Origin of the sequence: Microbulbifer sp. GL-2 (assembly GCF_007183175.1) — a bacterium.
Lineage (GTDB): Bacteria > Pseudomonadota > Gammaproteobacteria > Pseudomonadales > Cellvibrionaceae > Microbulbifer.
Window position 1 is genome coordinate 3,612,195 of sequence record NZ_AP019807.1, and the last position, 23,276, is coordinate 3,635,470.

At 44.1% G+C, this 23,276-nt stretch carries 24 protein-coding genes, 1 pseudogene and 1 riboswitch; of the genes and pseudogenes, 5 read left to right on the forward strand and 20 right to left on the reverse strand.

Annotated features, from left to right (window positions below; translation table 11 throughout):
* Positions 1-175: 175 nt before the first annotated feature.
* Together GL2_RS15795 and GL2_RS15800 are read left to right on the forward strand one after the other, a co-directional pair.
* Positions 176-1,117 (forward strand): antibiotic biosynthesis monooxygenase, encoded by a 942-nt coding sequence (locus GL2_RS15795; RefSeq protein ID WP_143731550.1) that lies wholly within the window; start codon positions 176-178, stop codon positions 1,115-1,117.
* A gap of 155 nt (positions 1,118-1,272) precedes the next feature.
* Positions 1,273-2,223 (forward strand): DUF5996 family protein, encoded by a 951-nt coding sequence (locus tag GL2_RS15800; protein WP_172621175.1) that lies wholly within the window; start codon positions 1,273-1,275, stop codon positions 2,221-2,223.
* A gap of 309 nt (positions 2,224-2,532) precedes the next feature.
* Here GL2_RS15800 and GL2_RS15805 read toward each other — a convergent pair whose 3' ends face one another.
* The 4 genes from GL2_RS15805 to GL2_RS22420 form a co-directional block, all read right to left on the reverse strand.
* Entirely contained in the window at positions 2,533-2,979 is a 447-nt protein-coding gene (locus GL2_RS15805) for a GMC family oxidoreductase N-terminal domain-containing protein (protein ID WP_232053649.1), read from the reverse strand.
* 199 nt (positions 2,980-3,178) lie between these two features.
* Positions 3,179-3,880 carry a hypothetical protein gene (locus tag GL2_RS15810; protein ID WP_143731551.1) on the reverse strand — a complete coding sequence of 234 codons (702 nt, stop codon included), beginning with the start codon at positions 3,878-3,880 and terminating at the stop codon, positions 3,179-3,181.
* 24 nt (positions 3,881-3,904) lie between these two features.
* Positions 3,905-4,582: a hypothetical protein gene (locus GL2_RS15815; RefSeq protein ID WP_143731552.1), complete on the reverse strand. Its 678-nt coding sequence runs from the start codon at positions 4,580-4,582 to the stop codon at positions 3,905-3,907.
* Between the two features lie 628 nt (positions 4,583-5,210).
* The gene (locus tag GL2_RS22420; protein ID WP_172621176.1) at positions 5,211-5,300 is read right to left on the reverse strand and encodes a hypothetical protein; all 90 of its coding nucleotides are present in this window, start codon (positions 5,298-5,300) and stop codon (positions 5,211-5,213) included.
* On the opposite strand from GL2_RS22420, the gene GL2_RS21545 reads away from it, so the two are divergent.
* Positions 5,265-5,537 carry a hypothetical protein gene (locus tag GL2_RS21545; protein WP_172620999.1) on the forward strand — a complete coding sequence of 91 codons (273 nt, stop codon included), beginning with the start codon at positions 5,265-5,267 and terminating at the stop codon, positions 5,535-5,537. The genes GL2_RS22420 and GL2_RS21545 overlap by 36 nt on opposite strands.
* On the opposite strand, the gene GL2_RS15825 is transcribed toward GL2_RS21545, so the two are convergent.
* The 15 genes and pseudogenes from GL2_RS15825 to GL2_RS15900 form a co-directional block, all read right to left on the reverse strand.
* Entirely contained in the window at positions 5,534-6,139 is a 606-nt protein-coding gene (locus GL2_RS15825; RefSeq protein WP_020415078.1) for a hypothetical protein, read from the reverse strand. The genes GL2_RS21545 and GL2_RS15825 overlap by 4 nt on opposite strands.
* 531 nt (positions 6,140-6,670) lie before the next feature.
* The gene (locus tag GL2_RS15830; RefSeq protein WP_232053650.1) at positions 6,671-6,937 is read right to left on the reverse strand and encodes an IS66 family transposase; all 267 of its coding nucleotides are present in this window, start codon (positions 6,935-6,937) and stop codon (positions 6,671-6,673) included.
* Between the two features lie 163 nt (positions 6,938-7,100).
* Positions 7,101-7,736, reverse strand: a pseudogene (locus GL2_RS21990) (transposase).
* A 355-nt stretch (positions 7,737-8,091) separates the two neighbouring features.
* Positions 8,092-8,247 carry an IS66 family insertion sequence element accessory protein TnpB gene (tnpB, locus tag GL2_RS22425; RefSeq protein WP_370452063.1) on the reverse strand — a complete coding sequence of 52 codons (156 nt, stop codon included), beginning with the start codon at positions 8,245-8,247 and terminating at the stop codon, positions 8,092-8,094.
* A gap of 79 nt (positions 8,248-8,326) precedes the next feature.
* A complete protein-coding gene (locus GL2_RS15850; protein WP_143731556.1) occupies positions 8,327-8,617 on the reverse strand; it encodes a hypothetical protein in 291 nt (96 codons plus the stop codon).
* Between the two features lie 156 nt (positions 8,618-8,773).
* Positions 8,774-9,697 (reverse strand): haloalkane dehalogenase, encoded by a 924-nt coding sequence (locus GL2_RS15855; protein ID WP_143731557.1) that lies wholly within the window; start codon positions 9,695-9,697, stop codon positions 8,774-8,776.
* Positions 9,698-10,355: 658 nt separating this feature from the next.
* Positions 10,356-11,021 (reverse strand): class I SAM-dependent methyltransferase, encoded by a 666-nt coding sequence (locus GL2_RS15860; protein WP_143731558.1) that lies wholly within the window; start codon positions 11,019-11,021, stop codon positions 10,356-10,358.
* A 198-nt stretch (positions 11,022-11,219) separates the two neighbouring features.
* Positions 11,220-11,663 (reverse strand): YtoQ family protein, encoded by a 444-nt coding sequence (locus GL2_RS15865; protein ID WP_143731559.1) that lies wholly within the window; start codon positions 11,661-11,663, stop codon positions 11,220-11,222.
* A gap of 167 nt (positions 11,664-11,830) precedes the next feature.
* A complete protein-coding gene (locus tag GL2_RS15870) occupies positions 11,831-12,286 on the reverse strand; it encodes a nuclear transport factor 2 family protein (RefSeq protein WP_143731560.1) in 456 nt (151 codons plus the stop codon).
* Between the two features lie 110 nt (positions 12,287-12,396).
* Positions 12,397-13,275, reverse strand: a complete 879-nt coding sequence (locus GL2_RS15875) for a choline kinase family protein (protein ID WP_143731561.1) — start codon at positions 13,273-13,275, stop codon at positions 12,397-12,399.
* 29 nt (positions 13,276-13,304) lie between these two features.
* A complete protein-coding gene (pnuC, locus tag GL2_RS15880) occupies positions 13,305-13,970 on the reverse strand; it encodes a nicotinamide riboside transporter PnuC (protein WP_143731562.1) in 666 nt (221 codons plus the stop codon).
* Positions 13,963-14,226, reverse strand: a complete 264-nt coding sequence (locus GL2_RS15885) for a hypothetical protein (RefSeq protein ID WP_143731563.1) — start codon at positions 14,224-14,226, stop codon at positions 13,963-13,965. Before GL2_RS15885 ends, pnuC begins: the two co-directional genes overlap by 8 nt.
* 63 nt (positions 14,227-14,289) lie before the next feature.
* Positions 14,290-16,470 (reverse strand): TonB-dependent receptor, encoded by a 2,181-nt coding sequence (locus tag GL2_RS15890; RefSeq protein WP_143731564.1) that lies wholly within the window; start codon positions 16,468-16,470, stop codon positions 14,290-14,292.
* A 57-nt stretch (positions 16,471-16,527) separates the two neighbouring features.
* Positions 16,528-16,643, reverse strand: a riboswitch (TPP riboswitch).
* Positions 16,644-17,131: 488 nt separating this feature from the next.
* Positions 17,132-18,145, reverse strand: a complete 1,014-nt coding sequence (locus tag GL2_RS15895) for an MBL fold metallo-hydrolase (RefSeq protein ID WP_143731565.1) — start codon at positions 18,143-18,145, stop codon at positions 17,132-17,134.
* 60 nt (positions 18,146-18,205) lie between these two features.
* A complete protein-coding gene (locus GL2_RS15900) occupies positions 18,206-18,919 on the reverse strand; it encodes an HD domain-containing protein (protein ID WP_232053651.1) in 714 nt (237 codons plus the stop codon).
* Positions 18,920-19,005: 86 nt separating this feature from the next.
* Here GL2_RS15900 and GL2_RS15905 point away from each other — a divergent pair, with 86 nt between their 5' ends.
* Positions 19,006-19,599 (forward strand): TetR/AcrR family transcriptional regulator, encoded by a 594-nt coding sequence (locus GL2_RS15905; protein WP_143731566.1) that lies wholly within the window; start codon positions 19,006-19,008, stop codon positions 19,597-19,599.
* Positions 19,600-20,227: 628 nt separating this feature from the next.
* Entirely contained in the window at positions 20,228-22,000 is a 1,773-nt protein-coding gene (locus tag GL2_RS15910) for a DUF885 family protein (RefSeq protein WP_143731567.1), read from the forward strand.
* 104 nt (positions 22,001-22,104) lie between these two features.
* Here the strand turns inward: GL2_RS15910 and GL2_RS15915 are convergent, their stop codons facing one another.
* Entirely contained in the window at positions 22,105-23,268 is a 1,164-nt protein-coding gene (locus GL2_RS15915; protein WP_143731568.1) for an acyl-CoA dehydrogenase family protein, read from the reverse strand.
* Between the last annotated feature and the right edge of the window lie 8 nt (positions 23,269-23,276).

Genomic DNA, 23,276 nt, shown 5'->3' on the forward strand with positions numbered 1-23,276 from the left:
CGTTGTAACCCTGGCAATATTACCCACTTTGCATACCCTTATACTGGCCCGATTATTCATCGGGCTAGATATATCTATCTATAGGCATTCTGAATACTGGACACCTGATTCAGCTTTTTTTGGCAGGTAATTAGTTAGCCCTATTATCTTATTTGACTATTCAGAGAGTTGCTTGGTGACCGACTTCAAATCGAATGCCAGCGTAATGATATCCCAGAATATTCCTGCCGACAGGGACTGTGAATATTGTCAATGGCATGAAAAATTTACCGACATAGCGCTGCATTGCGAAGGACTCATTGAGGCGAGCCTATTTGAACCTATTATGGGGACTCAGGAAGAGTGGGTTCAGCTTTTTCAGTTTGAAGCAGTAGAGCAACTAAATTCATTTCTGAATAAGGGCGAGTTTCGATCAACTTTGACTGCATGTGAGAAGGAATTTGGAAAGAAAATACGACAGCAGGCTATCGTCAATACCAAGCAGATGACGGTGCCTGTGACCATCGTAGTATTCCAGCGCGTTAAGCCAGACCATATGCGGGATTATAAAAAGTGGCTGGAGACTATTGGAGGGGCAGCGGCAGAGCGCCCTGGATTTATCGGAAGAGAGCTTATCAAGCCAATTAAGGGTTTGCAGGATGATTGGGTGATTATTATTCGTTTCGACTCTGAGGATAACTTGAACCTGTGGTTATCTTCATCAATTCATAAGAAGCTAATGAAGGAATCCGAGTCATTTCTGGAGCGAGTGCAATACCAAAAAATCGGAAGAGGATTTGAGGATTGGCTTGCTCATGCGCGGGGTGTAAAAAGCAATACATTGCCACCTCAGTGGAAAATGGCGATGCTCATTATTCTAGCGCTTTATCCGATTATTATGCTGATTTCAATTTGGATTTTGCCACTTATGGAAGGCTGGGTATCTGCATTGTCTGTTTTTGTTTCCAGTATTATTAGTGTTTCAGTCCTGACCTGGGTGGCAATGCCTATTGTGACCAGAGTGTTTGGTTTTTGGTTGTCTGGGGGAGTACAGGCAAAAAAAAGTGTGACTTTTCTTGGGGCTACTACGGTGATTTTTCTTTACATGCTTACGATCTTAATTTTTGTCTTATTGTAATTTATGCGGATTTATGATGGCTAACCAGTAGTTCTTTAGGGATAAGCTTGTAGCATTTGAAAAATGATGATTATTGAAGCTCAAAGACCTTTCTAAATGAACCTATAAACAACCTGCCGTACAGGTAAATATCAGAATTTTAAGGATGCAAATTTGTGAAAAATCCCATAAACCGATCTAAGAGTTCTGACTGGCCGGATATTCCATTTGAACAGTGGTCAGAAACGGCTGCGACGCTTCATATGTGGACCCAAATAGTGGGAAAAATTCGTTTATCTAGAACTCCCTGGACCAACCATTCTTGGCATGTACCTCTTTATGTGACTGCCAGAGGGCTGGATACTTCATTGATTCCTTATGATGAAGAGGCCTTCTCTATAGCCTTTGATTTTCTGGATCATCGGCTGTCAATTCAAGCTACCGATGGCAAAAGTCATTCTATTCCTCTGAAGCCCCAATCTGTTGCAGATTTTTATCGGGAAGTAATGAACTCGATGAAAGATTTGGGGCTTCCGGTAGAGATATTTACAACCCCAAGTGAAGTTGCGGATGGAATTCCCTTCGAAAAGGATGAGAAACACCACCATTATGATCGAGAATACGCCACTCGATTCTGGCGGGCCTTGGTACAAATGGATCGAGTTTTTAAGGAGTTTCGCGCACGGTTTATCGGTAAATGCAGCCCAGTGCACTTTTTCTGGGGAAGCTTTGATATGGCGGTAACCCGCTTTTCCGGTAGGGAAGCCCCGCCACATCCCGGTGGAGTCCCGCATTTCCCTGATTGGGCAGCACGAGAGGCTTATTCCCATGAGGTGAGTAGTGCCGGGTTTTGGCCGGGAGGTGGTGCGGTTGATAGCGCATCCTTTTACTCTTACAGCTACCCCTCAGCAGAAAACTTTTCTAGTCAAAAAATTAAACCCTCCTCAGCTTTCTACTCCGAGAAATTGGGAGAGTTCATACTTCCTTATGATGAGGTAAGAAGGGCTGAATCACCAGATGAGTTGTTGCTTGAATTTCTACAAAGTACCTATGAGGCAGCAGCTAACAGTGCTGCCTGGGATAGAAATGCGCTGGAAAAGGACTTTACACTTGAAATAAATGGGTGATTATTCGGGATTATAGACTGTGTTGATTTGGATTCACTGGAATATCACAGCATCTCCAGGTGCTTGATTTGCGGAAGCAAGTCAATGCGCCGCTTAATAACTGCCGAGAGTGCTATAGCCAACACACCAGTGTGATTGGCTTTTCATGGAAATACCGGTGAAAAGCAGTATGCCATTAGCGATTACTTTTTTGACCGGAATGGGCAACATCCGCAATGTAATCCCCTTCCCGTGCACACCGAAGAACATTTCGTTCTGATCAAAAAAGCCCCGTATTGCAGGGCTTTTCCATTTCGAGCCAATGGTAAATCAGGCAGCTTGGCCCTTCGCCGTTACGATAATGTCGTCGCTAGTCTTTTCGCTGACCATATACACCGGTACCACAATAAAGAAGCCCGGAATCCTTGGGAATACTGAAACGCCCACCACCCGAAGACAGGGATCTCCATCGGCACCCCACGTGCAATCTTTCAGTAACGCCAGATCCTTAGTCATCTTACTAACAATACCCACCTCATAGGAGTCTTGCAGATTCTCGCCTATGCCTGGCAGATCTACGACCGGATCAATCCCATGGTCTCGCAGCTCGTGTGGAGGGCCGACTCCAGAAAACTTCAAGAGTTGCGAACTGTTAAAAGCCCCTCCAGATAAAATAACCTCTCTGGTTGCACGCACTTGCCGCAATATGCCAACGGTCCCCCTCTCATCATAATAGGGGTCTGCCTTGGTAAGACTACTTGCGCGGCCTAAGCGCAAAACCTATAAGACACCCTCAATACATGCTCGGCTATCAATGAGCTTTGGGCCTCCCTTCCTACGTTTTAGCTGGGGAATGCAGGATTCAAATTTTCACTGGTCGTCGGTCTACTTTGACTTGAATCGGCTTACAGCTACCCATCTTTTTACTCTATGAGTGTGCGAGAATAGCCGATTGCAAGTTATGAAACAGCCTCTATTAATCTTCACTGATATCACACGGATCGACATGAAGATTCCATAAATCATAAACCCCTTGGGCTTGATCGAAGTCAATTAAATTAGGCCCTTGATCAAAATGGGTAATTGCGACAAAGGTGCGCAGGTGGGTTTCGATAGTGAACTCTCCGCCGCATTGACTGTTATCAAGATGTTGCTTGATATCAATCATTTGGTTGTCGAACGAATCGCTATAGGGGTAATCAGAGAATTCATGTCCTTCATAGATTGCTGAATCATTGACAGAAAAATACTGATCTGGAAATTCATGCCTAACCTGTGATAGCAAAAATCCATACTTTGTAATTACAAATGAGCCAGCAGCTGAAAACCCCGCATTCGTAAGCTGAGATTGATCGTCAACGACAATTTTATATTTGAGGTAGCAATTTTTTTCATCAAAATATTTTTCATTAGCATAATCGGCGTCGGATATAGCTGCTTGCATTTCTTTATTGGTGAAATCAATCCTTATCAAATCACCTTCGCCCGGAGCTCTTTGTTTTATCTCTATATTGCTATTTACGCAATCGCCCTCCTGGGCAATCAGTTCAATATTGTAGGGGTCTGAACCCCTTTGGTTATATTGATTGTCGTATGCTACGCTGGCATTCACGGCTCCTGAATTAAAACAGATCAGCGATATTGCAAGTGTTACATACATTATATAGGCTTTAAGCATAATAAGTCTCCGTCTATTAATACATCAGGATTGTAAAGGTGGGGTGGGGTCGCATTCTTCAAAAGTCATTCTTGAGTGATCCACAAAAGCTTCGTTTATTTGAATAAAACCCGGTGTGTTGGGGGCATATTGAAACTCTGAATATATACTGGCCTCAATAGAGACAGGTTTGCCGCAATCGTTCTCATCTGGACTATCGCTTGGTGGATGTTTGGTTGCTAGAGTGACATCCAAGTCAAATGATTCTTCTCGTATTTCATTCTCTGGAGCTATCACGATAAGTTGTTCAGATTGGCTGAGCGAACTGTTGTTGTATCTAAGCCTGACCCGAGCTGCAGCAATCGAACTACTTTTAACAAGGTAGTTTCCTTTGACACTAAACTGCAATGACTTCAGACGAATGTTGTTTTTTGTAGGCAAGATCAAGACAAAGAAGTCTAATTCACAACTTTTCTTATCAGTAACTCCAACACTCTTTAATTCGTCAGTGAAGTTTACGTGCATATAGGGGAATCCCTCTGCATCGTTATCAATGACGACATCAGTAAACTGGCAATCAAACTGTTGGTTTTGCAGTATTACTGCATAATTTACGTCTTTCAATGCTTCTTGTGCATTCGGTACGGATGTAAAACACAATATTGCAATAAAGGCGATCAATTTTTGTGGCGATAGTCGGTGCCGGTTAGTATTCTTCAACATACCAAATCCTTCTTTTCAAATTAGCTTCTAGTAAATCTCTGAATAATATATGTCTCTATTGTTAAACTTTGCCTTCGGCTTTCAGTCCTAAGCATGATGACGTAGCGGTATAGGTTACTTACCGCTACTCATAGCAATTAGCCTAAGTTTTACGCCTTATCTATTTAAGGTGATTCTTAGAATTGTGTGAATGATTGAGTTGTCATATCCAGCTTTCCATAGAAAAAGGATGTTATTTCTAAAACTCTCGAATGACCAGAAGCTCCTCTCTCTGGATTTTATACCTTGGATTTTCGAATTCAGCCCCTTCGCAAACCGTTACTAATTGGGTCCTCAAAGTGGGTCAGCAGGTTGGACAAGTGCCTTTTCAGAATTTGTGCAACCTTTTTTACCGATTCATTCCTCTGCGTATCGCCCAGCTGCACCAGCGCTCAAAGAACCTCTCGGCTGTAATTCTGCTCATACATTGCCAAAAATTGCGAAATAGGTCTATGATCGAACAGGTACGCGCTACTTCCAGGACAGAGTCCTTTAAATGCATAATTTTTTCCCGTAAATTTTTCGCTAACACTACTCGGGGTTGGTCAAAAAAAATATTTACTTCTGGATAAACGCTTGTCACCTTTTTTCAGTAAATCCCTCTGCTCGCTTGATTAACTGCCTTGTTGAGGTGCAGGCGAATATGAAAGCGGTCGAGGATAATGGTCGCACCGGGCAAGCAGTGGCCAACATCACTGCTAAAAGCCTTCCACTGTATCCAATTTCACTTCTACCAATTCACCGGCGATATCAAGATCGACATCACTCATATTCCATTCAGATTGAACACCTAAGAGTTGCGAGTAGTGGTCTTCAATCTGAATGGGCTGCTGATCCTGATGTAACTGGCAGTTTCGATGAATACATGACCAATTATAATGGATTTTCACACTATTCTAAGAAGAACCTCATTTAAAAACATGGAACACAGACAACTGTTGCTAACTTAAAGGTACCATTACCTTGGTCGAGGTTTGTGATAGCTGGAGAAGCGTCGCTAACTGGTCGGTAAGTTATTTCACTATACAGATCAGTCTCTACGAAAACTGATTGACCACACTGGCCTAAACCTGAAGTTGTAGTTGCGATAACATTGTCAAAACTGTCGCTTTTTATTTCTCCGGCACCAAACCAGGATTTTTGGTCTGAAAAAGTTTGGTTTTGATTGTTAACACGATTTCTCACTCTGGCTGCATTGACGGAATTAGGGCTAGTGAGATAGTTACCAGCTGTTGAGAACTCGATTGCTGCAATCTTGTACCCTGGGAATGGAGTTATTTTATAGTCGACCTCACAAGATTTTTTTATGGTTGTTTGGCTAGTTCCACCTGCAAGAAGTGCCTGCATTTCATTCTGGAGAAAATCAAGCCGTATCACATTAGCTCCAGGGGGAGAAGTAATTGGTGTATTCGCACAATCGAACTGTTGTTGAACCACATTAACAGAGAAATTATTTGCATAAGAGGCGGCAGATGCCGTCGCTAAAATAGACAGCGAAAAAATAGTTAAAGCTTTCATAGTTTTCCCTTTGATAGGTTTGGCCATTTATCTTTAATAGTGCCTAACGAAAGGACAAAGATTATTAAAGATATAAGGCTACTTTGTAGCGTTAGTTAATATTTGTGACTTGAAGTGATTAATATAAATGAATGACTAACAATTAGGAAGAGGTAAATGTAAGGAAAGGCACAAGAATGCGGTCTGGCTATAAATCGCATGCCATAGTCTTTTAGCAGTTATTATTTGGTCAATATTAATGCTGTAACTAACGTAAATAAAATAAGTTTCATCTCAGTGATAGCTGCGGAGTGGCCTTAATGGGAATGATTTCATCAAGAAATGCCGCCTAGTCAATAATTCACAGATGTAGTAAAAAACTATTTTAAATAAACGTCACCGATTCAAGTCTTTTGTGTACACATAATGTTCATTATGTGGCGTAATCAGATGCTCCAGGCTGCATTGAGGCTGGGTATATTCATAGTGTTTGAAAATTAGGTTTTACAAAGAGTCATATTTTTTGCCAATGGATACATTCAAGTTAGGCCCCTAAAGGCCCAGCCAGAAGACCCCAAAATTGAGTGTCGGAAATCGATAAATATGGTAGGGGCAAGGCTGTGGATCTTGGCAGTGCGAATCAAACTGAAGTGCAGAGCACAGTGCTCTAGCGTCATTGACCGAAGATGCAAACAGGAAGTTTTTACGAGCCATCACAAAGGGTTTGATTTCCGGCTCAATTAGATTGTTATCGATTTCCAAGTGGCCATCGCTGAGGAATTCACAAAGCCCATTCCAGTATTTGAGGCAGTAATTCATTGCATTACCCAGAGGGAACTTGGATAGCACTTGTAGATGGTGCTTATTCAGCTAGCACTTAAAGGAGGTCATAGTGGGTTTGGATTCTTGCTGTCGTAATTCATGCCTTTGTTTCGATGATAGATGGTTGTCTTTGGCTTTTCACTTAACCCGATAGAGCTTCTTATAAAACTGCATTGCCCGTTTTGCCAGTCCATCCCCCCTGCGCTGCTCTCGCTATGGGTTCGAGTTTTCGACGGGTATGTGCATTGCAATGATTTGGGTTTACAGCTGTCTGCTCAAATAGCAACTCAAAAAATGGATCAGCATCGCAATTCAGCGTGCCTTTAAAGCCGACAAACCAGTCATTTACAAAATTTTTGTGATCCGAGGCATTATATTCATAGGGGATAGCCTCCTTTCCCGGAGGACCACCTCGGAAACAGTAGGCATAAGATTTTCGGCTTGCTGGCCGGCCAGGTTCATTAAGAACTTGGAGTGATGTGGCATTCAAAGCCACACTATCCTAGCCAATGACGCCATCTTTTAGCAAATTGATCAGTGGTTGTAGGGAAGTGGCACAATCGATAACAGTAGGAGCCATGGTTTGACGGGGAAAACTAAAGCCGGCAAGGGTCTCAAACTGTTTTTCCAGGTGATAGAACGGCTGTCGATCATCAAGCTTGCTGGTTATGAGCTGGGCTAGAACGGATTCGGTAAACTTATTCTTAGGTAGGATATGCTTTGGCTTGGGAGTAATAACTATTTGGCCTGCACAGCCTTTGGGGCAGGCAACCTTCTCCCGCAACTCGACAATCACCTCATATACCGGGGGTATGTAGTTCAAGCGCTCATGGCGTTCTTAATCAACGAGATTCTTTTGGCAGCCACATGTACAGGTTTTATCCTGTTCTGAGGCAGGGATTACCACCTCTTTTCTTGGCAGGTGCTCGGCAAAGATTTTCTTTGTTTTTTTATGACGCTTGTGTGTCGCAATACTAACCTCATCGTCCTGTTCTTTGTCGCCATCAGCATCATTTTCCTCTACAGAACCTTCATCCCGAACTTCTGTACTGTCGAATAGAAACCCCTGGGGATCTTCAGGGGCTTCTTATTGCTCAGAGCGTCGACCAAAGAGGGAGCGCTGTAGTTATTTGAATTGAAACAATAGCTGACTATAAGCCTTTCCAATTCTCATTTCGCTTATAAAGGAGCCAAAATCTATTATCTTCACAGTAGAGCATACGAATTTTATCGGCCTTTTTATTGCGAAAGACAAAGAGCTGACCGGGTGTCGGATCTTTGTGTAACGTATCAGCCACCAACAGCACGATACCATCAATCTGATTGCGAAAATCGATCGGCTGACGGTAAAACCAGACCTGATGTTAAACGGCAGCCACATCGTATTTACAAGTCCATAAGGCCAGGAATTTTCGCCAACAACATCGGATTGTTGATCACCAGCTTTATGCCATTGGGGAGCACTAATACCCTCAGGTTTCCCGTAGTGGCTGTGGGGGACTTGATATCCACGGGAACAAAGTCGGGGATATCAGACACAGGCGTTTGTTCAGATAGTTTGCGGTACCAGTAGAGGAACTGGCTGTGGTTTAGATTGTGCTTACGAGTATAGGCGCGCTTGGATCGAGAGCTTTTCTCGTAGGCGCTGACATGACTTTGCCACTGCTGCAGATTCATGGGGCTTCCCACCGAAGTTGATGGAGGGGGCATCATGCCAGTCTGCCAAAGCAAGTTGAATAATGTGGTTCATGTACCGCTTACCGATTACTTTTAGAATGTTTAGATGATAACAAACCGGGCTCTGTATAAGCCCGGCAGCTGCAATCAAACATCTTAGTTTGTGGTTACTGGTGAAGAAAGTTTAAAGTGGGCGAGGGCCTTTTCAGCAATTTCCTTGCCATACTCCTGCACAAAATGACCGGCCTCTTCAATCTTGAGTGGTTGCGGGCAGTTTTTGATGATGCCCCTCAGCATTTCCATGACATTTTCACCGAGCACAGCGTCTCTCATGCCAATCGCCATAAAGCTATCACCTTCCCAGTTTTTGGACCAGAATTCCCGCGCTCTCAGGCCTAACTCTACGCCTTCCATCCCGGGGTCAACTGGTACTATTGAGGGAAAGCGGCGGACTCCGGCCTTGTAGCGGTTGTCGGGATAGGGGGCATCATATGCAACTATATCGAAAAGATTGACCTCAGATCGAGCATCGTTAGCTATCAGGCCTCCAACAGGGATCTCTGGTACCCCGATAGAGAAGTTTCGCCAGTGATAAAAGCCGTCGGATGCGCCGTCTCCAGCAGCAATAGCAGTATTCATTACCAATAGCCTTGTGAACCGATTCTGCATATCCATAGGGAGGGTGAGACCCAGGATTCCGCCCCAGTCCTGGCAAACCAAAGTAATATTTTTAAGGTCCAGGTGCTCAATCAGGCGAATCAGACTGTTGCGATGGAAATTAAAGGTGTAGACCTCATCATCTACAGGTTTGTCGGAGCGGCCAAAACCAAACAGGTCTGGTGCGATCACGCGGTGCCCAGCCTCAACAAACACCGGTATCATCTTGCGGTATAAATAGCTCCAAGTTGGTTCGCCGTGCAGGCATAGGAAAGTTGTTTCCGCATCCGGCTTCCCCTCATCAATGTAAGCCATGCGCATTGCATCATAATCTTCCAGGCTATCTATATAGTTGGGTTGGTAGGGAAAGCCAGGCAGTAGGGAAAAACGCTCGTCGGGAGTTCTTAATCGCTCAATAGACATGGTAGTTCCTCTTTTGTATGAAAGGTAGTCAAACGGACTTGCCCAGTGTTGTTATTGATATTGCCGCTTTACAGTAGAAAGACTAACTTTAGATCAATATATCGGCGAATCAACCCGGGATTATTGGTGTATCTGCTCGTTTAGCATGGCAAGAACTATAAAATAGAGAAAGTTGACTAAGTTTTCAAAATGTCAAAAAACAGGGTTCCAGTCAAAAAAATAATTTAATAGTTTTTCTGGAAGGCCACAGCCGATAAATTCTAACTATGAATTAGTCCCTGAAAGAATTATGCATTCATTCATTTTAATTGTAAGTAGAGATTTTTTTCAAGGAAAAGTGACTTGTCAACTGATATACCGTAGTTGGGATTAAAAGGCTCCTTTATGAATCTAACCTGATTTTTTGTTTCCCGGTCGTGGGCAGCTGGAGGGCCTGTTTAAAGGGTATTTTGATAGGTATGAACTTACCGACTCTCAATATAATTGAAGGTGGTTTTAGTACTGCAATACCTGGGAGTTAATGTTGAAGTTAAGAGATCCAAGCAAAGAAGACTTTTATAAAATTGCCTTTTCAAAAGGATCTCTCACTTTCCTTCATTGTAAGGGAGTATTTAAGCTGCTAATTTTTAATAGCTTTGAGCAGGAAAAGCCTATTCTATTATTGTCGTTTTCCTTTAGCGCTAAACAGAGCAACACAGCCTTTTACTTCTATTTGATATTCATTGAACCCACTAGCAAGATAGGCTTCGAGGTCATCCTTGCTGTCTTCCATGTTGGAAAAAATGCCCTTTTTATTGTAAATGGCCATAAGCTTCTTTGCGGCGGCATTCCTGTGTATGCCCTTTGATAAAATAGTCGAACCAAATACAACCCCGGACTCCGAGAGCAGTGTGCTAACGTGCTCTACGGCTGAGAGCTTTTCTGGTAACTTGCCGGGTAGACAATGGAGCAGGTAATTTAAGGAAATTGAATCAAATTTATCTGCTGCAATATTAATTTCATCGAGTACATTGCAACGAAACTGAAGTGGGTTATAGCGGGCAGCTCTCGCGGCAGAAACATCCAGGCTATTTTGGTTCAAGTCCATTAATCCTAACCGCACATCGCTGGTTGGGAAGTGGCATCTGTCTAAAAAATATCCAGTGCCGACGCCAACATCCAGGTGGTTTGATGTAATGTATTTATCGAAATGCTTAAGGATGCTGGGAGTGGGGCATTGCCATATAAATCTATTGGACAACCCCAGGACCCAAAGATCATATAGCCAGAGGACGGATTTGGAGTAAACTGCCTGTCCCTGTTCAACTTCTTTGGTAATGGCCATATACCTCTCCTGTAAGTCTGACTAGCAAACACATATTGGTCTTATTTTGAATACACTATGGTACCACTTTTCTTACGTTAATCAGAAATTGAGATTGGAGTAATGAGCAGCAATTTGTATTGCTGGGAAGCTTGGTAGGTTGTTCAGCCTACGAAAAAACTTGAGAGGGCAGCTCTATAGATTGCTGCCCACAAACCTCTAAGCTTGGTTGGTTAAATACCTAAGGATTTCGACTACTTGCTCAGGTGTTTGTGCCCAGGCTTGCGCGGCACCGTCCACCTCTTTAAGGGCATGTACCAGTGATTCGTCGTGTAAAGTAATATAGGGTTTACCCAGAGCGGCACAGTATCCCGCATCGAATGCTGCATTCCATTGCTTGTATTTTTGGCCAAATCGGATCACAGCCAAGTCACAATTTTCTAGGTGATGTTTAATTCTAATTGCATTTACTTTGGCTGACTTGTGGTCTCGCCAAAAAGAATTGGACTCCTGTCCCAAGCCATCACCAGCCGCATCACTGGCTTCGTGGTTGGTCACCGCTGAGGAGAATGAGATATCCAGGCCATGCTTAGTACAACCTTCGATTATCTGATCTCTCCAGTCTGAGTGAATTTCACCTGAGAGATATACTTTAAGCTTCATAGTTTAGTTTACCGGATGATGATAAGCGATAGAATTTAGAATTCAGGTCATCATTTTACAATACGTGTTGACGCTTGAGGAGGGCATTGATGACAGAGTCAATATCGCCGATATGCTAAGAGCCTAAATCCATTTTGGCTCTTCTCTGGTGTGGTTTTGAGGGGACCTTACTGTGTAAATACTGCATTTTCTGGTATTTTTCCTGAAGGCAACCTTGTGGAGTGCAGCTGGGAGAGAAGCCACTTTCCTTCAATTTTTTTCAAAATTGCACTCTCAAGCCAATAAATATCCTGGCTTTTGTTCTTGGAGGCGAAATTGGCCTTATTCCAATAGTTGACAGTAACCAGGTCTCTCTGTTCATCAAAATCAATAATACTAAAGTAATTGGTTCTTACGGTCTCTGAGGGTTTTGCGACCTCGACCAGGTCTTCAATGGTCCATACTTCTCCGTGTTCGAGCAAAAGGAAGGACTCGGTTACCGTGCTTTTCATGCCCTTATGATCAACGTCAGAAAGGAAGTTTAATAGATTCTCAATAGTTTCGAACGCTTCAGGTTTTTCCTGTGCCTGAGCATTACCACTGGTCAAAATGAGCAGCATTAAAGCAAAAATAATCTTCGACATAAGTTATAACTCCTAGCTCTTAATTTTCAATTGTATAAATATGGTATCGGCAACAACGATTTTACAGCATTCCCGTCACGGGGTGACTCAAGGTACTGCAATAAGAAAAGCTAAAAATGAGTGAATGCTGTTGATTGGAGCAAATTCCTGCTCTCGCTGTCTATTTTTTCAGCAAGTTGCTTGCTTTTTAATATCCCAGAACTCCATTGCACGGCATACCATAACAGACAGAGATACTGGTAGACTGAGCGCCAATAATATAGACGTTGCCAATGTTTCTCATGTGGATTGGTTCCGAGATAGTGCTCAAGCAGGGTTCGCTGCTGAAGCCTGTTAAGTGTGTGTTCCTCTATGATAACCGCGATATCATAGAATCGATCGCCCATTGCTGCATATTCCCAATCAATGGCATAAAGCTGGCCGGTCTTTTCTATGATTAGATTTCCTTTACTTAAATCGTTATGGCAAAGAGAAAGGTCATCACCAAGTTGTTTTGCGGCTGTAATATGAAAAGGGATCTTCTGCTGGAGTTGCTTCAAGGGGGGATAGAAAGCTGCCTGTTTGTCGATTGATGCCCAATAACATGCAACCTTGTTGGGGATATCCAAGTAGGCATCGATAGTGGGTAGGCTATGGATATCGCGGAGAAGATTAGCGAGTTGCTCTAGGGCACCGGCAGCACTTTTTTTCCAGGGATTGCCTGATATAAACTGAGTGACCTGATATCGGTGAGTTGGATCAGTATAGACTAGGGGAGCACATATCCCTGTGTAACTAGCGCTTATCAATACACTTGATTCTGTATCACGATCCAGGTCAAATACATCACCAAGCTGTGAATTATTTCGTAAAACTAACAGCTCATTCACTGACTGGATCAGGAAAGTCTGGTTAGTTTGGCCTCCTGTAAGCGGTTTGATTACTACAGGTTTGGAATGGCTCCACAGGCTCCAGTCTCGGGGCAAAATATCATCTTTGATTTTTGTCATGGCTTAATATAGCTATCTATAAGTATCTGTTAAGCAGTTATATTCTGATTAACAGGTACTGTTCCTGAATCAAAAATTTTACCCGACTTGTCATTTTTGTAGATGGCATACCACTGGAAAAAGCCGACAATTACTAATATCACATACAGCAGAAATAAGGCTGCGGTTAGATAGAGCCCTCTGTCCATATAAAGGTAAATAGAGACCCCATCGACCAAAATCCAGTAAATCCAGTTCTCTAATACTTTTCGAGTTACCATATAAGTTGTAACCATGGCCCCTAAAGTAGTAAAAGAGTCCAGGTAGGGCAGGGCGGCATTGGTTGTATTCTCCAGAATATAGCCAAGCAACAAGGTGAGCCCGCTGACGCTTGTCAGTACTAGAAAGTGGGTTTTAAGTGGCCAGCGATGAATTTTGAGATCTTGTTGTTTATCTCGATGACTACGCCATTGCCACCAACCAAAAACAGCCATTACCAGGTAAAATACCTGCAGGGCCGATTCCATCAGCAGGCTGACGTCCCAAAATAAGAAAAGGTAAATGGCTGTGCTGGCAAAAGCAGCGTACCAACAGCTGATCTTTTCACGCATTGCAAGCAGTAGGTAGGATAAGGCCAATACAACCGCAGCAATTTCCCAGGAGGACATCGCGTTGATAGAAGCTGAAATAGCGCTAGTGAAATCTTGATCAAACATCTGATGCCGCCGGTGAAAGATCCCCGTCTATAAATTTGCAAACAAAGATGGCGCGGCCAAACTGCTCATAGGATCTGCGCATTTCTAACTTGATTACATCCATTAGCAAATCGTAGTCCCCAAAAACCTGGGTACTCATAGTATTGGTAATTACCTTGAGTTCTGGATATTTATTGAGTCGATCAATAAATGCTTGGATGCCGTGGATATACTCATCCTTCAGTGGGTACATACTGATTTCTACTGAGAGCCTCACAACGCCTCCTATTGACAGCAAAAGTTGGGGTGGTATAGACCACCACCCCTAATGGTATAACTATTAGAAAGTATAAGTACCGCTTATACCTGCGATACGGGGCTCACCAAACTGATAATAGGCTTCTGGCCCATAGCCATTGGCAGGGTTGTTACCATATTGGTTGCTAAAATAGAAACCCCTGGTGTAATAGTCTTCATCAGTTAAGTTTCTACCCCACAAGGACAGGTCCCAATTATCACCCTGGTATGTCAGCCGGGCATTGACTAATTCATAGGAATTAGATTTTTCATTGTGGCTATTGGAGAAGTAGAACTCGTCCTTTCCTTCCAGCTCTAAGCGTAGAATTAAATTAGGCAAGAGAGAAATTTCGCTGCCAGTGAAAAATTGATAGCTTGGCGCATGGGCTACATCTCGGCCATCCAGGTTTACAGGAGGTAAAGGTACCCCTAGGGAATCATCTCTTGCGCCGACATGAGAGCCGGTTATAAAGTTTTCAAACTCCGCATTTAGCCAGCCTGCAGAGGCAAAGATGCGCAGGGAATCTGTAGCAAAGTAGTTAAACTCTACTTCCAGCCCGGAAGTTTTACCTCCCGCGGCATTGGCCAGGTAGTCGTGAAAGGAAACTTCATCTTCATTAAATATGAAGACGGATTGTTTTGCCTGGATATCGTTGCGATCCTGGTAGAAAGCGGCCAACTGGGCTTGCAAGCGGTTGTCGAACCAATTGCCTTTGACGCCTATTTCGTAATTGAGCATATGCTCTGTGTCAAAATCAAAGAAATTAGGGCTAATTTCTTCATTACTCACTGATTCAGAGATGATTACACCATTGATACCGCCGGCCTTGTATCCTCGGGATACTGTCGCATACGCCATAGTATTTTCGGAGTAGTGATACTCCAGAGTGATATTGCCACCCCAGAGGTCCTCGCTGGTATCCCTGGCAGTGAACAGGGAATCTTTGTAATCAGCACTTCGTTTTTCCAGGCGGAGCCCAGTCACCAGATTTAAGCTGGCGGTCAATTCAGTATTAAGTTGGCCATAAATCGCTGTGTTTCTTGTGTCAAATTCACTGGAAAAATATTCAACATCAGCCCCAAACTCCTCATTTGAGGTTTTGGTGCGTAATAAATCCTCACGTTCTATACGCTCATATATACCTATAACCCAACTGCTACGGCCAGAAAAGAGTTTGGATGCATCAGTAGAAAGCAAGCGCAAGTCTAAGCTGATGTTATCTTTGTCGCGCTGGTAATTGTCTTTTTGGCTGTATTCCCATGGGTGGAAGCCTTGATAACTCCAGTCTTCATCGTAACCGTATTCTGTGTCTGAATCCGCGAGGCTCAGCGTGGCACCCAGATGGAATAGCTCACTTCCTGACCACTGTGCGGCTAGGGCTCCGGCCCAGGTCTCCTGCCGATCCGAGCCTGGTTCGTCAGAGAGTGTTTCACGGGTGTTGTATAAGGAGAAGGCATCATAGCCGTTGTCAACATTCACATAGAGCAGAGAGAGGCCAAACTTTAGGTTGTCACTAGGCGTGTAGGCCAGCTTACTTCTTAGCACTGATTCATCAATATTGTTGGTATTATCACTGCCCAGGAATGCATTCTCTGTATAGCCATCGGATTTTTGCTTATTAGCAGCGATTCGATAACCAAGTTGATCGGATAATGGGCCGCTGGAAATTACAGAAATATTGCGTCCGTTGTATTCACTTACCTCGGCAGATACTTTTGCCATGGGCTCGGTAGTGGGAGCGGCGCTGGTCATATTGATCAGACCCGCAAGGGCGTTGGCACCATACGCTGTGCCTTGCGGCCCGCGAAGAATCTCTACTTGATCGATATCCAGGGTGCTGGCAGCGAGCCCGAGGCCGGTGAAGTCAATACCATCGATAACCAGGCCAACAGAGGGGTTCACAGGGTCTATAAATTGGCTGCGCTCGCCAATACCGCGAATTTGGATGAAGCGGCCCCGTGATGCACCGGAAGAGAAATTTACATTTGGTGCCATATTTAGGATCTGATCCAGATTGCTCGCACCCCGGGCCTTGATTGTATCCGCATTAACCACTGTCGCGCTGGTAGCCAAGTCCAACAGGTTGGTATTGCGTAATTGGGCAGTGACTTCGACCTCTTCAATTCCTGCTTCCCTAGATTCAGCAACTGCCAGCCCCGCAGTCAAGCTGACAGCAATGCTTACTGGCCATGCAATGGGGTGGGCTTTGAACAGATTCTTCATGGTTCTCTCTCGAATCAACACAAGTGAAAGAGACCCGGAGCGCGACGTGAGGAGGCGTTTGGTGAGGTTACCTATTCCTACGCCGGTATTAACCGGATCAGGTTCAAGGGTTTGCCCGGAAGATTCAAAAGTCCTCCGAACATCTCAGGCCAAAGCCACCCCTTAGGTTTTGCGGACGCGATGATAACAGAAGTTACTACCTCAAGGGGAATTATAGGCAGGATGTGGCGGTGGTATTGGTGGTGCCAGGGTATACAAGAGTACCCACACGCACCCTTAATATCAGAATTCAAGAGCAGATTTCCCCACCTTGAAAAATAGGATGACTCTGAATAACTTTGTGAAACCTCAGGCTTCCATCAGGAGATCCCATATAAGACAAGGAGTTACAGGACTGTTTAGACCTGTCAGAAAAGCCGTAACGCAGAATGTAAATTGCTCTCAAATTCTCGCAAAGTCAGCACGGAATTATTCTGTGATTCCCCTGGGTGGGTAATAAGTCCTGAGCAGGTTTAATGCCTACGATGGATACCGTAAATTTTAATTGATACCAGGCCGTATTTTAAAGGGGTAGCTCAAGCAGTTCTTGAGCTAAGGATTTTAAGAGGATAAGGCTGATAAAGTCCCTATCAGCTGAGGGGGGGTACAATAAACCTTTAATTCAGAACCCCAAGTAGGTACCTCCAATTTGTCCGGCAAAATGCGGCACAAACATCGCGTCAAAGCCATGCCAGTGGCCGTATTTTTCCTGAAGTTCAGGATAAACAACGTCAAAAATAGCTCGTAATTTTTTTCCCTGATCAGGTTCATATTCAAGTTTAGCCATTTCCCTTTCTACAGTTTTTCGAAAATCCACCATCATATCCCTATAGTTGATTAGGTCGACTTTACTCCCTTCATTGAAGTGGCTAGGGATATAGATTTTTGCATTGAGATCAATTAGCCGATTGAGCGCCCGAATATACCCTGGGTAGTACCAATCAGGTAAGCCAAAGGGAGGAAATGTGTTTACGAACATCATGTCTGGGGCGAATACGGCATTCTCTTTTTCAATAAAAAATCCATATAAGGTTGAGGAGTGAGATTTAGGCATGTAAAGGAAATGAACAGTTTGGTCACCAAGCTTAAGAGTCATATCACCTTTCACTGTCTCAGTGACAGGCAAGACGTCATTCAGTGGATGCTCCCAGTCTAGAATCAAGTGATTGATGTCAGCATGCCCGACTACAATTTTTGGGTTGAGGTAAGCCCCACCACGAATATGATCCAGGTGGTTGTGAGAGTAGACCAGCCAACGTACAGCTTGTCCTGGAAACCATCTCTTTAGCTCGGCGAAGAGCGCCTTACTGAAATTCTTGTTAAAGCTATCAAATACTGCCAGACCATCGCTGGTTTTCAGAATCATCGCTCGATTCATTCCCAGGCGGAAACTATAGAGTTGGTCGCTGTGTTGTACAAGTTGAGCTGGGAGCTCTGTAAATGGTTCGAAGTAGTCAATAGGTATTGCCTGCTTCATCATTGTTTGCCGAAAACCCGAATCGCAGGCCCCAATTAAAAATGCGACAATCGAGATAAGGGTAATATTTAACCATTTTATGATATTGCTCCACTCGCTTTTTTTAAGTTGGTTTTCAGGTAGCTTTTGTATATCAGTTAAATGGATTTTTTTAGACATAGTAATCCTCCTGACAAATATAATTTGTCAAATTATTCAAATGATCAGTTCGAAAGTCTGTTAAAAAGGTGTGGTGTCTATTTTTTTAAGAAATCCAAGCTTTATAAATGGTTTCATATAGCTCATTGGTTTTCTCTTTATTTGCTCGTTCAGTAATTGTTTCATGCCCTCCTTAAAGTCCAGTCTGGGGAAATTATCAATTACCTCAGATAAGGTCTTTGGGTTGATATCATTCAGCCAGAATCCTGCTACATCCAGCCCCGCAGCAAAATGTAGCAGGGAAATTTCAGAATCTTTTTTGTGCGCAATGCCGACAGAGTTGTGGTGAGCGACCATCTCATGTATCAGATCCGCTTTCTCTGGAGAAATATTACGATCTATGCAAAAGGATCTTGCAGCCTGCGCGCCATCCAGCTCAAAGGTTCCGCCTATATCGTAGGTCTTGGTTAGTCCAAGGTCATGCATGATGGCCCCAAGAAAATATACCTCTTTGTCAATAGTCGTCTTTACTTTGTGGCTCATGGCCAAACCAAATGCATAGCTTCTTAGGCAGTGGTTAAGTAAGAAGGCAGGGCTACATTGAGCGACCATATCCAGCGCTCTTTTACAGTTAATCGAATCAGGAACTTGATATATCTGTTTAGCGACATATTGAATACGCTCCCTTTTTACCAGGCGAATGGGCCCAGTAAGTGCAGCTCTAGCGCTGGAGGCTACAAGGCTGCAGGCCAGGCAAGGTAGAGTCGGAGGGGTTTTGTTTGTTGTCAGATCCATCTTATTTCTTATTCTGTACCGTTTCGAACAATAAAATATGGTAGGCTTTTGCATCTGTCAATAATTATGTTCGGAATAGTACAAAAATGAATAAGAAAAGGGGGCGACCGCCCAAATATGATGCCACTGAAGCCCTTGAGGGAGCGCTCCAGGTATTTTGGCGTAAAGGTCTTACCGCTACCTCTTTAGATGATCTGGCTGAATCAATGCAGATGAACAGGCCGAGTATCTATAATGCTTTTGGCGACAAGGTATCTATATATCGCAAAGCTTTTACTCAGTTTACGAATCAGTTGGGGGAAGAGCTCGATGCCATATTGGATGATAGTTGTACCTTGAAAGAAGCTATGTTGCGATTTTACGAACAGGCGCTAATAACTTACCTGGATAAAGGGGAGCCGCTAGGTTGTTTTATTACTTGTACGGCGCCCGTTGAATCTCTAGCTCACCCAGAGATCAGGAGTGACCTGGCAACTCTAATTACCCAGGTTGACAGCCGAATCGAGTGCCGGTTAGAGAGAGCGAAAAATAGCGGAGATTGGTCGTCCAGTAGGGATGCTAAGACAACAGCCAAGTTATTCCATGCGACTTTACAGAGTTTGGCAATTAGGGCGCGAAGTGGAGAGGCTCGAGACTCTCTTGTAGATTTTTATTCCTCTGCAGTTGAATTATTGTGCTGAGCTAGTGTAAATGTAAATTTTCAGTAAAGTATTTGGAGACGATGTTCCTGTGCATATCAAGGGGGGTGTGATTGCAATGTTATTGAAGCTTCACAATATTTTCACAGGGCAGTGTATTCCAGATTAGATACTGAGAGGTTTTCTTTTGGAATTCCTGAGATAGGAAGGTAAATGTGATTCATAAGCCATTAATCTATGAATAAGGTCACCTTGTCGAGAACGACATTAGGTCCTGTAGACAATATGGTACATCGTTTATAAGCTCCAATTGCATGTGTTTTTATTTTGAGGGTGAAGTTTTTTCGCCGGGAGGTTTTCGGTTGACAGGGATACAGAATGCCGAATCATTATAATCTAGATTTTGCCGAATATTAAGGAACCCCTGAATAATTAGTGATACCTCTAAAAGCCCTATAGTGTGGGTCTTGAAGGCCATCTCTACCGCGTTGCAGCACCTGCAAGGGCTAGCCCTTGCGATTGACATCTGTAGCCCTTAAATCCGGCAGAGACATTACAGTATTATTCAGTGGTTCTTTGGCTCTAATGCTATGCATAACTCTTAACCATTAGGCTTATGAGTCTGAAGTTTGCCCTTGTGTTAATAAAAAGAAATTTAATGAGTTAAAAAGTGATTGATATTAAAAATTTAAGTGCTGGAATATTGGTGTTCTCTTCGCTTGTTGCGGGGTGTTCTGCCACCTACAATAAACTTGAAGAACCATCTGTTCCTGCTGTGAATGGCTCTGAAGTTCTACATGATCTTGCTGACGAATACTCCGAGGCGTATCTCAATAGCTTCCAGCCTTATGCATATTTTGGTGATATAGAGCTAGATAGGCATGATCTCTTTCTAACCAATACCCCTGCTAGTTTTAATGCCTTGGCTCAGGTTGAGGATAGGGTCCTTAAGGCGCTGAATAAAATTGATGTCAAATATCTGGATAGCTCTCAGGCTAAGATGTTTTATTTTAAGTTTAAAGAACGATTGGAGTCCAATGTCGGACTGAGAAGTTGCCAGTCTGAATTGTGGTCCGTTGATCATATGTTTGGGCCACATATTATATTAAGTTTTTTGGCTGATGTTCAGCCGGTTAAAACTGAACAGGATAGGGTGGATGCAATTGAGCGTTGGCGCCTCGCGTCTGCCTATTATGATCAGGAAATTATTAACTTAAGCCATGGGCTTAAGCGAGGTTATTCTGCACCTAAAAGCGTGGTTGAACGTGTAATTCAGCAAATTGATGGTCTAACACAAGCACATATTGATGACCATCCATTTCTTGGTCTTGCGAAGAAAGCGGAAAATCCAGAGTTTGAGGCTGCATTTAAAGTGGTTCTCTCGGATCAATTGATACCGTCAATGAAGCGCTATAGGGATTTTCTACAGGCCGAGTATTTGCCTGAGGCAAGAGCCGAGCTGGGCATTCACGCGATTCCTAATGGTCGCGAGTGCTATATGGCCCAATACCGGTCATATACAACATTACAGAGGACTCCTGAAGAGGTTTTTGAGCTGGGTTTAAGTACGGTAAACGCAAACAGGAGCGAAGTGGTTCGTTTGGGGAGGGATCTCTTTCAGGTGGACACGTATTCTGAGGCGGTCGCTAGAGCAAGTGAAGATGAAACACAGAAGTTTAGCAATTCTGATGAAATGCATCAGTTTTATGAACGTTTGGTAGATAAGTCCAGAGATTTAACAGTAGACTTTTTCCATGAAATGCCTTTGATCGAAATGGAAGTTAAGGCTATTCCCGAGCACGAGTGGGGTTCGGGCCGTAGTGCACACTATGTTCCTGGCACTAAGGAGCGAAAGGCAAGATTTGGATATGATCCGACAACCTATAAGGATGAGTCATACGCTTCCGCAGAGAAAGTCACTATCCATGAAGGATACCCGGGTCATCATATGCAAATTGCTCTCGTCCAGGAGCAAGAAAAATTCCATAAAATAGAAGATGCACTGTCTAACTCGGCTTTTGCTGAAGGTTGGGGAAGGTATGCGGAACACCTTGCGGAAGAGGCGGGTATGTACCAGTATGGATCAACCAAAATCCTGAGACGTGCATGGCCTGCACGAGGTATGGTTGCGGATACCGCTATGCATATGCTCGGTTGGAGTGATACAGAAGTGGCAGAATTTCTACGGGAATCCGGCGCTTCATTTGCCAAAGGCCCAAGTACTTTGATGGACCGGATGGCGGTTATGCCGGCCCAGCTGACTTCCTATGATTCTGGTGCATTAGAGATTTTTGCGCTTCGGGAGTTAATGCAGAGTGAACTGGAAGAGGGGTTCGATATAAAAGACTTCCATGAGATTGTTTTGAGAAATGGTAATGTCCCTATGGCTGTATTGAACCAGCAGGTAAGGGAGTTTATTAAAGAGAAGAAGCTGGATTTCTAGAAGACTATCCCTCAATAAATCAGGCCGGCTTTTTTACCGGCTTGATTTATTTACTGGGCTTCGGTTTCCACTCAGAGATTTTAATAGTGGTCTTCAGTATCTCTCTAAATTCCCATCTGTCTCGAAGCCAAATCCCGCATAATTTCCTCAGATCCCCCTCCAATGGCATTTACCCGTACCTCGCGATAGATACGCTCAATCCGACTGCCGCGCATATAGCCTGCGCCACCTAATACCTGCATAGCTTCCCGGGCGCAGAACTCAAGGGTTTCTGTAGCTTGAACCTTAAGCAGTGCGATGTCGGCTACCTTGAGTTTATGTTGTTGCTCTGCCCAGGCACAGAGGTCCAGGTAGGCTTGGGTGGCATTGATGCGTTGAAGCATCTGGGCAAACTTGTGCCGAATCACCTGGTGATTGGCGAGGCGCTTTCCGAAAGTTTGGCGCTCTTGGGCCCACTCAATGGCGTCCTGTAAACATACCCGGCTAAATTCTACACAGGAAGCGGCAATGCCCAGGCGCTCGCGATTGAAGTTGTGCACTATGGGTATAAACCCCTGATTTTCATCTCCAATCAGGTTGCTAGCAGGAACGCGCACTTGATCAAAAAAGATACTGGCTGTGTCGGAGCACCACCAGCCCTGTTTTTTATCGAGCAGCTGCCGGCTAACTCCCTCGGCATCTGCAGGAATTAAGAGCAGGGAGATACCACCGAAGCCTTCTTCGCCAGTGCGCACGGCAGTAGTAAACCAGTTAGCGCGCATGCCGCCGGTGATATAGGTTTTTTCGCCGGTCACGATATAGTCGTGCCCATCACGCTCTGCGCGACACTGGAGATTGGCTACATCGGAGCCGGCGCCTGGCTCGGTAACAGCCAGGGAAATATGCTTTTCGCCACGTAATACAGAGGGAATAACCTGATCTTTAAGGGCCTCGCTGCCATAGTGCAGTAATGGGGGCAGGGCAATGCCGTGGACCATCAGGCTGGCGTAGAGTCCACCTGCGCCGGGGCGGGCCAACTCCTCTGCGGCAACAATCATATGGAAGACATCGGTTTCGATTCCGCCGTAGTTTTCCGGATAACTCATCTGCAGAAGGCCAACTTCTGCCGCTTTTTCCCAAAGTTCGGCGGGCAGTTCGCCGTCTTCGTCCCATTGAGTGATGTAGGGAGTAATCTCACGGTCGACAAAGCGGCGCAACTGGGTGCGCCATTCCTGATGGCCTTCGTCATAAAAGGGGCTTGCCATACGGGAGGCATCAATATCGTACATTTTGATCT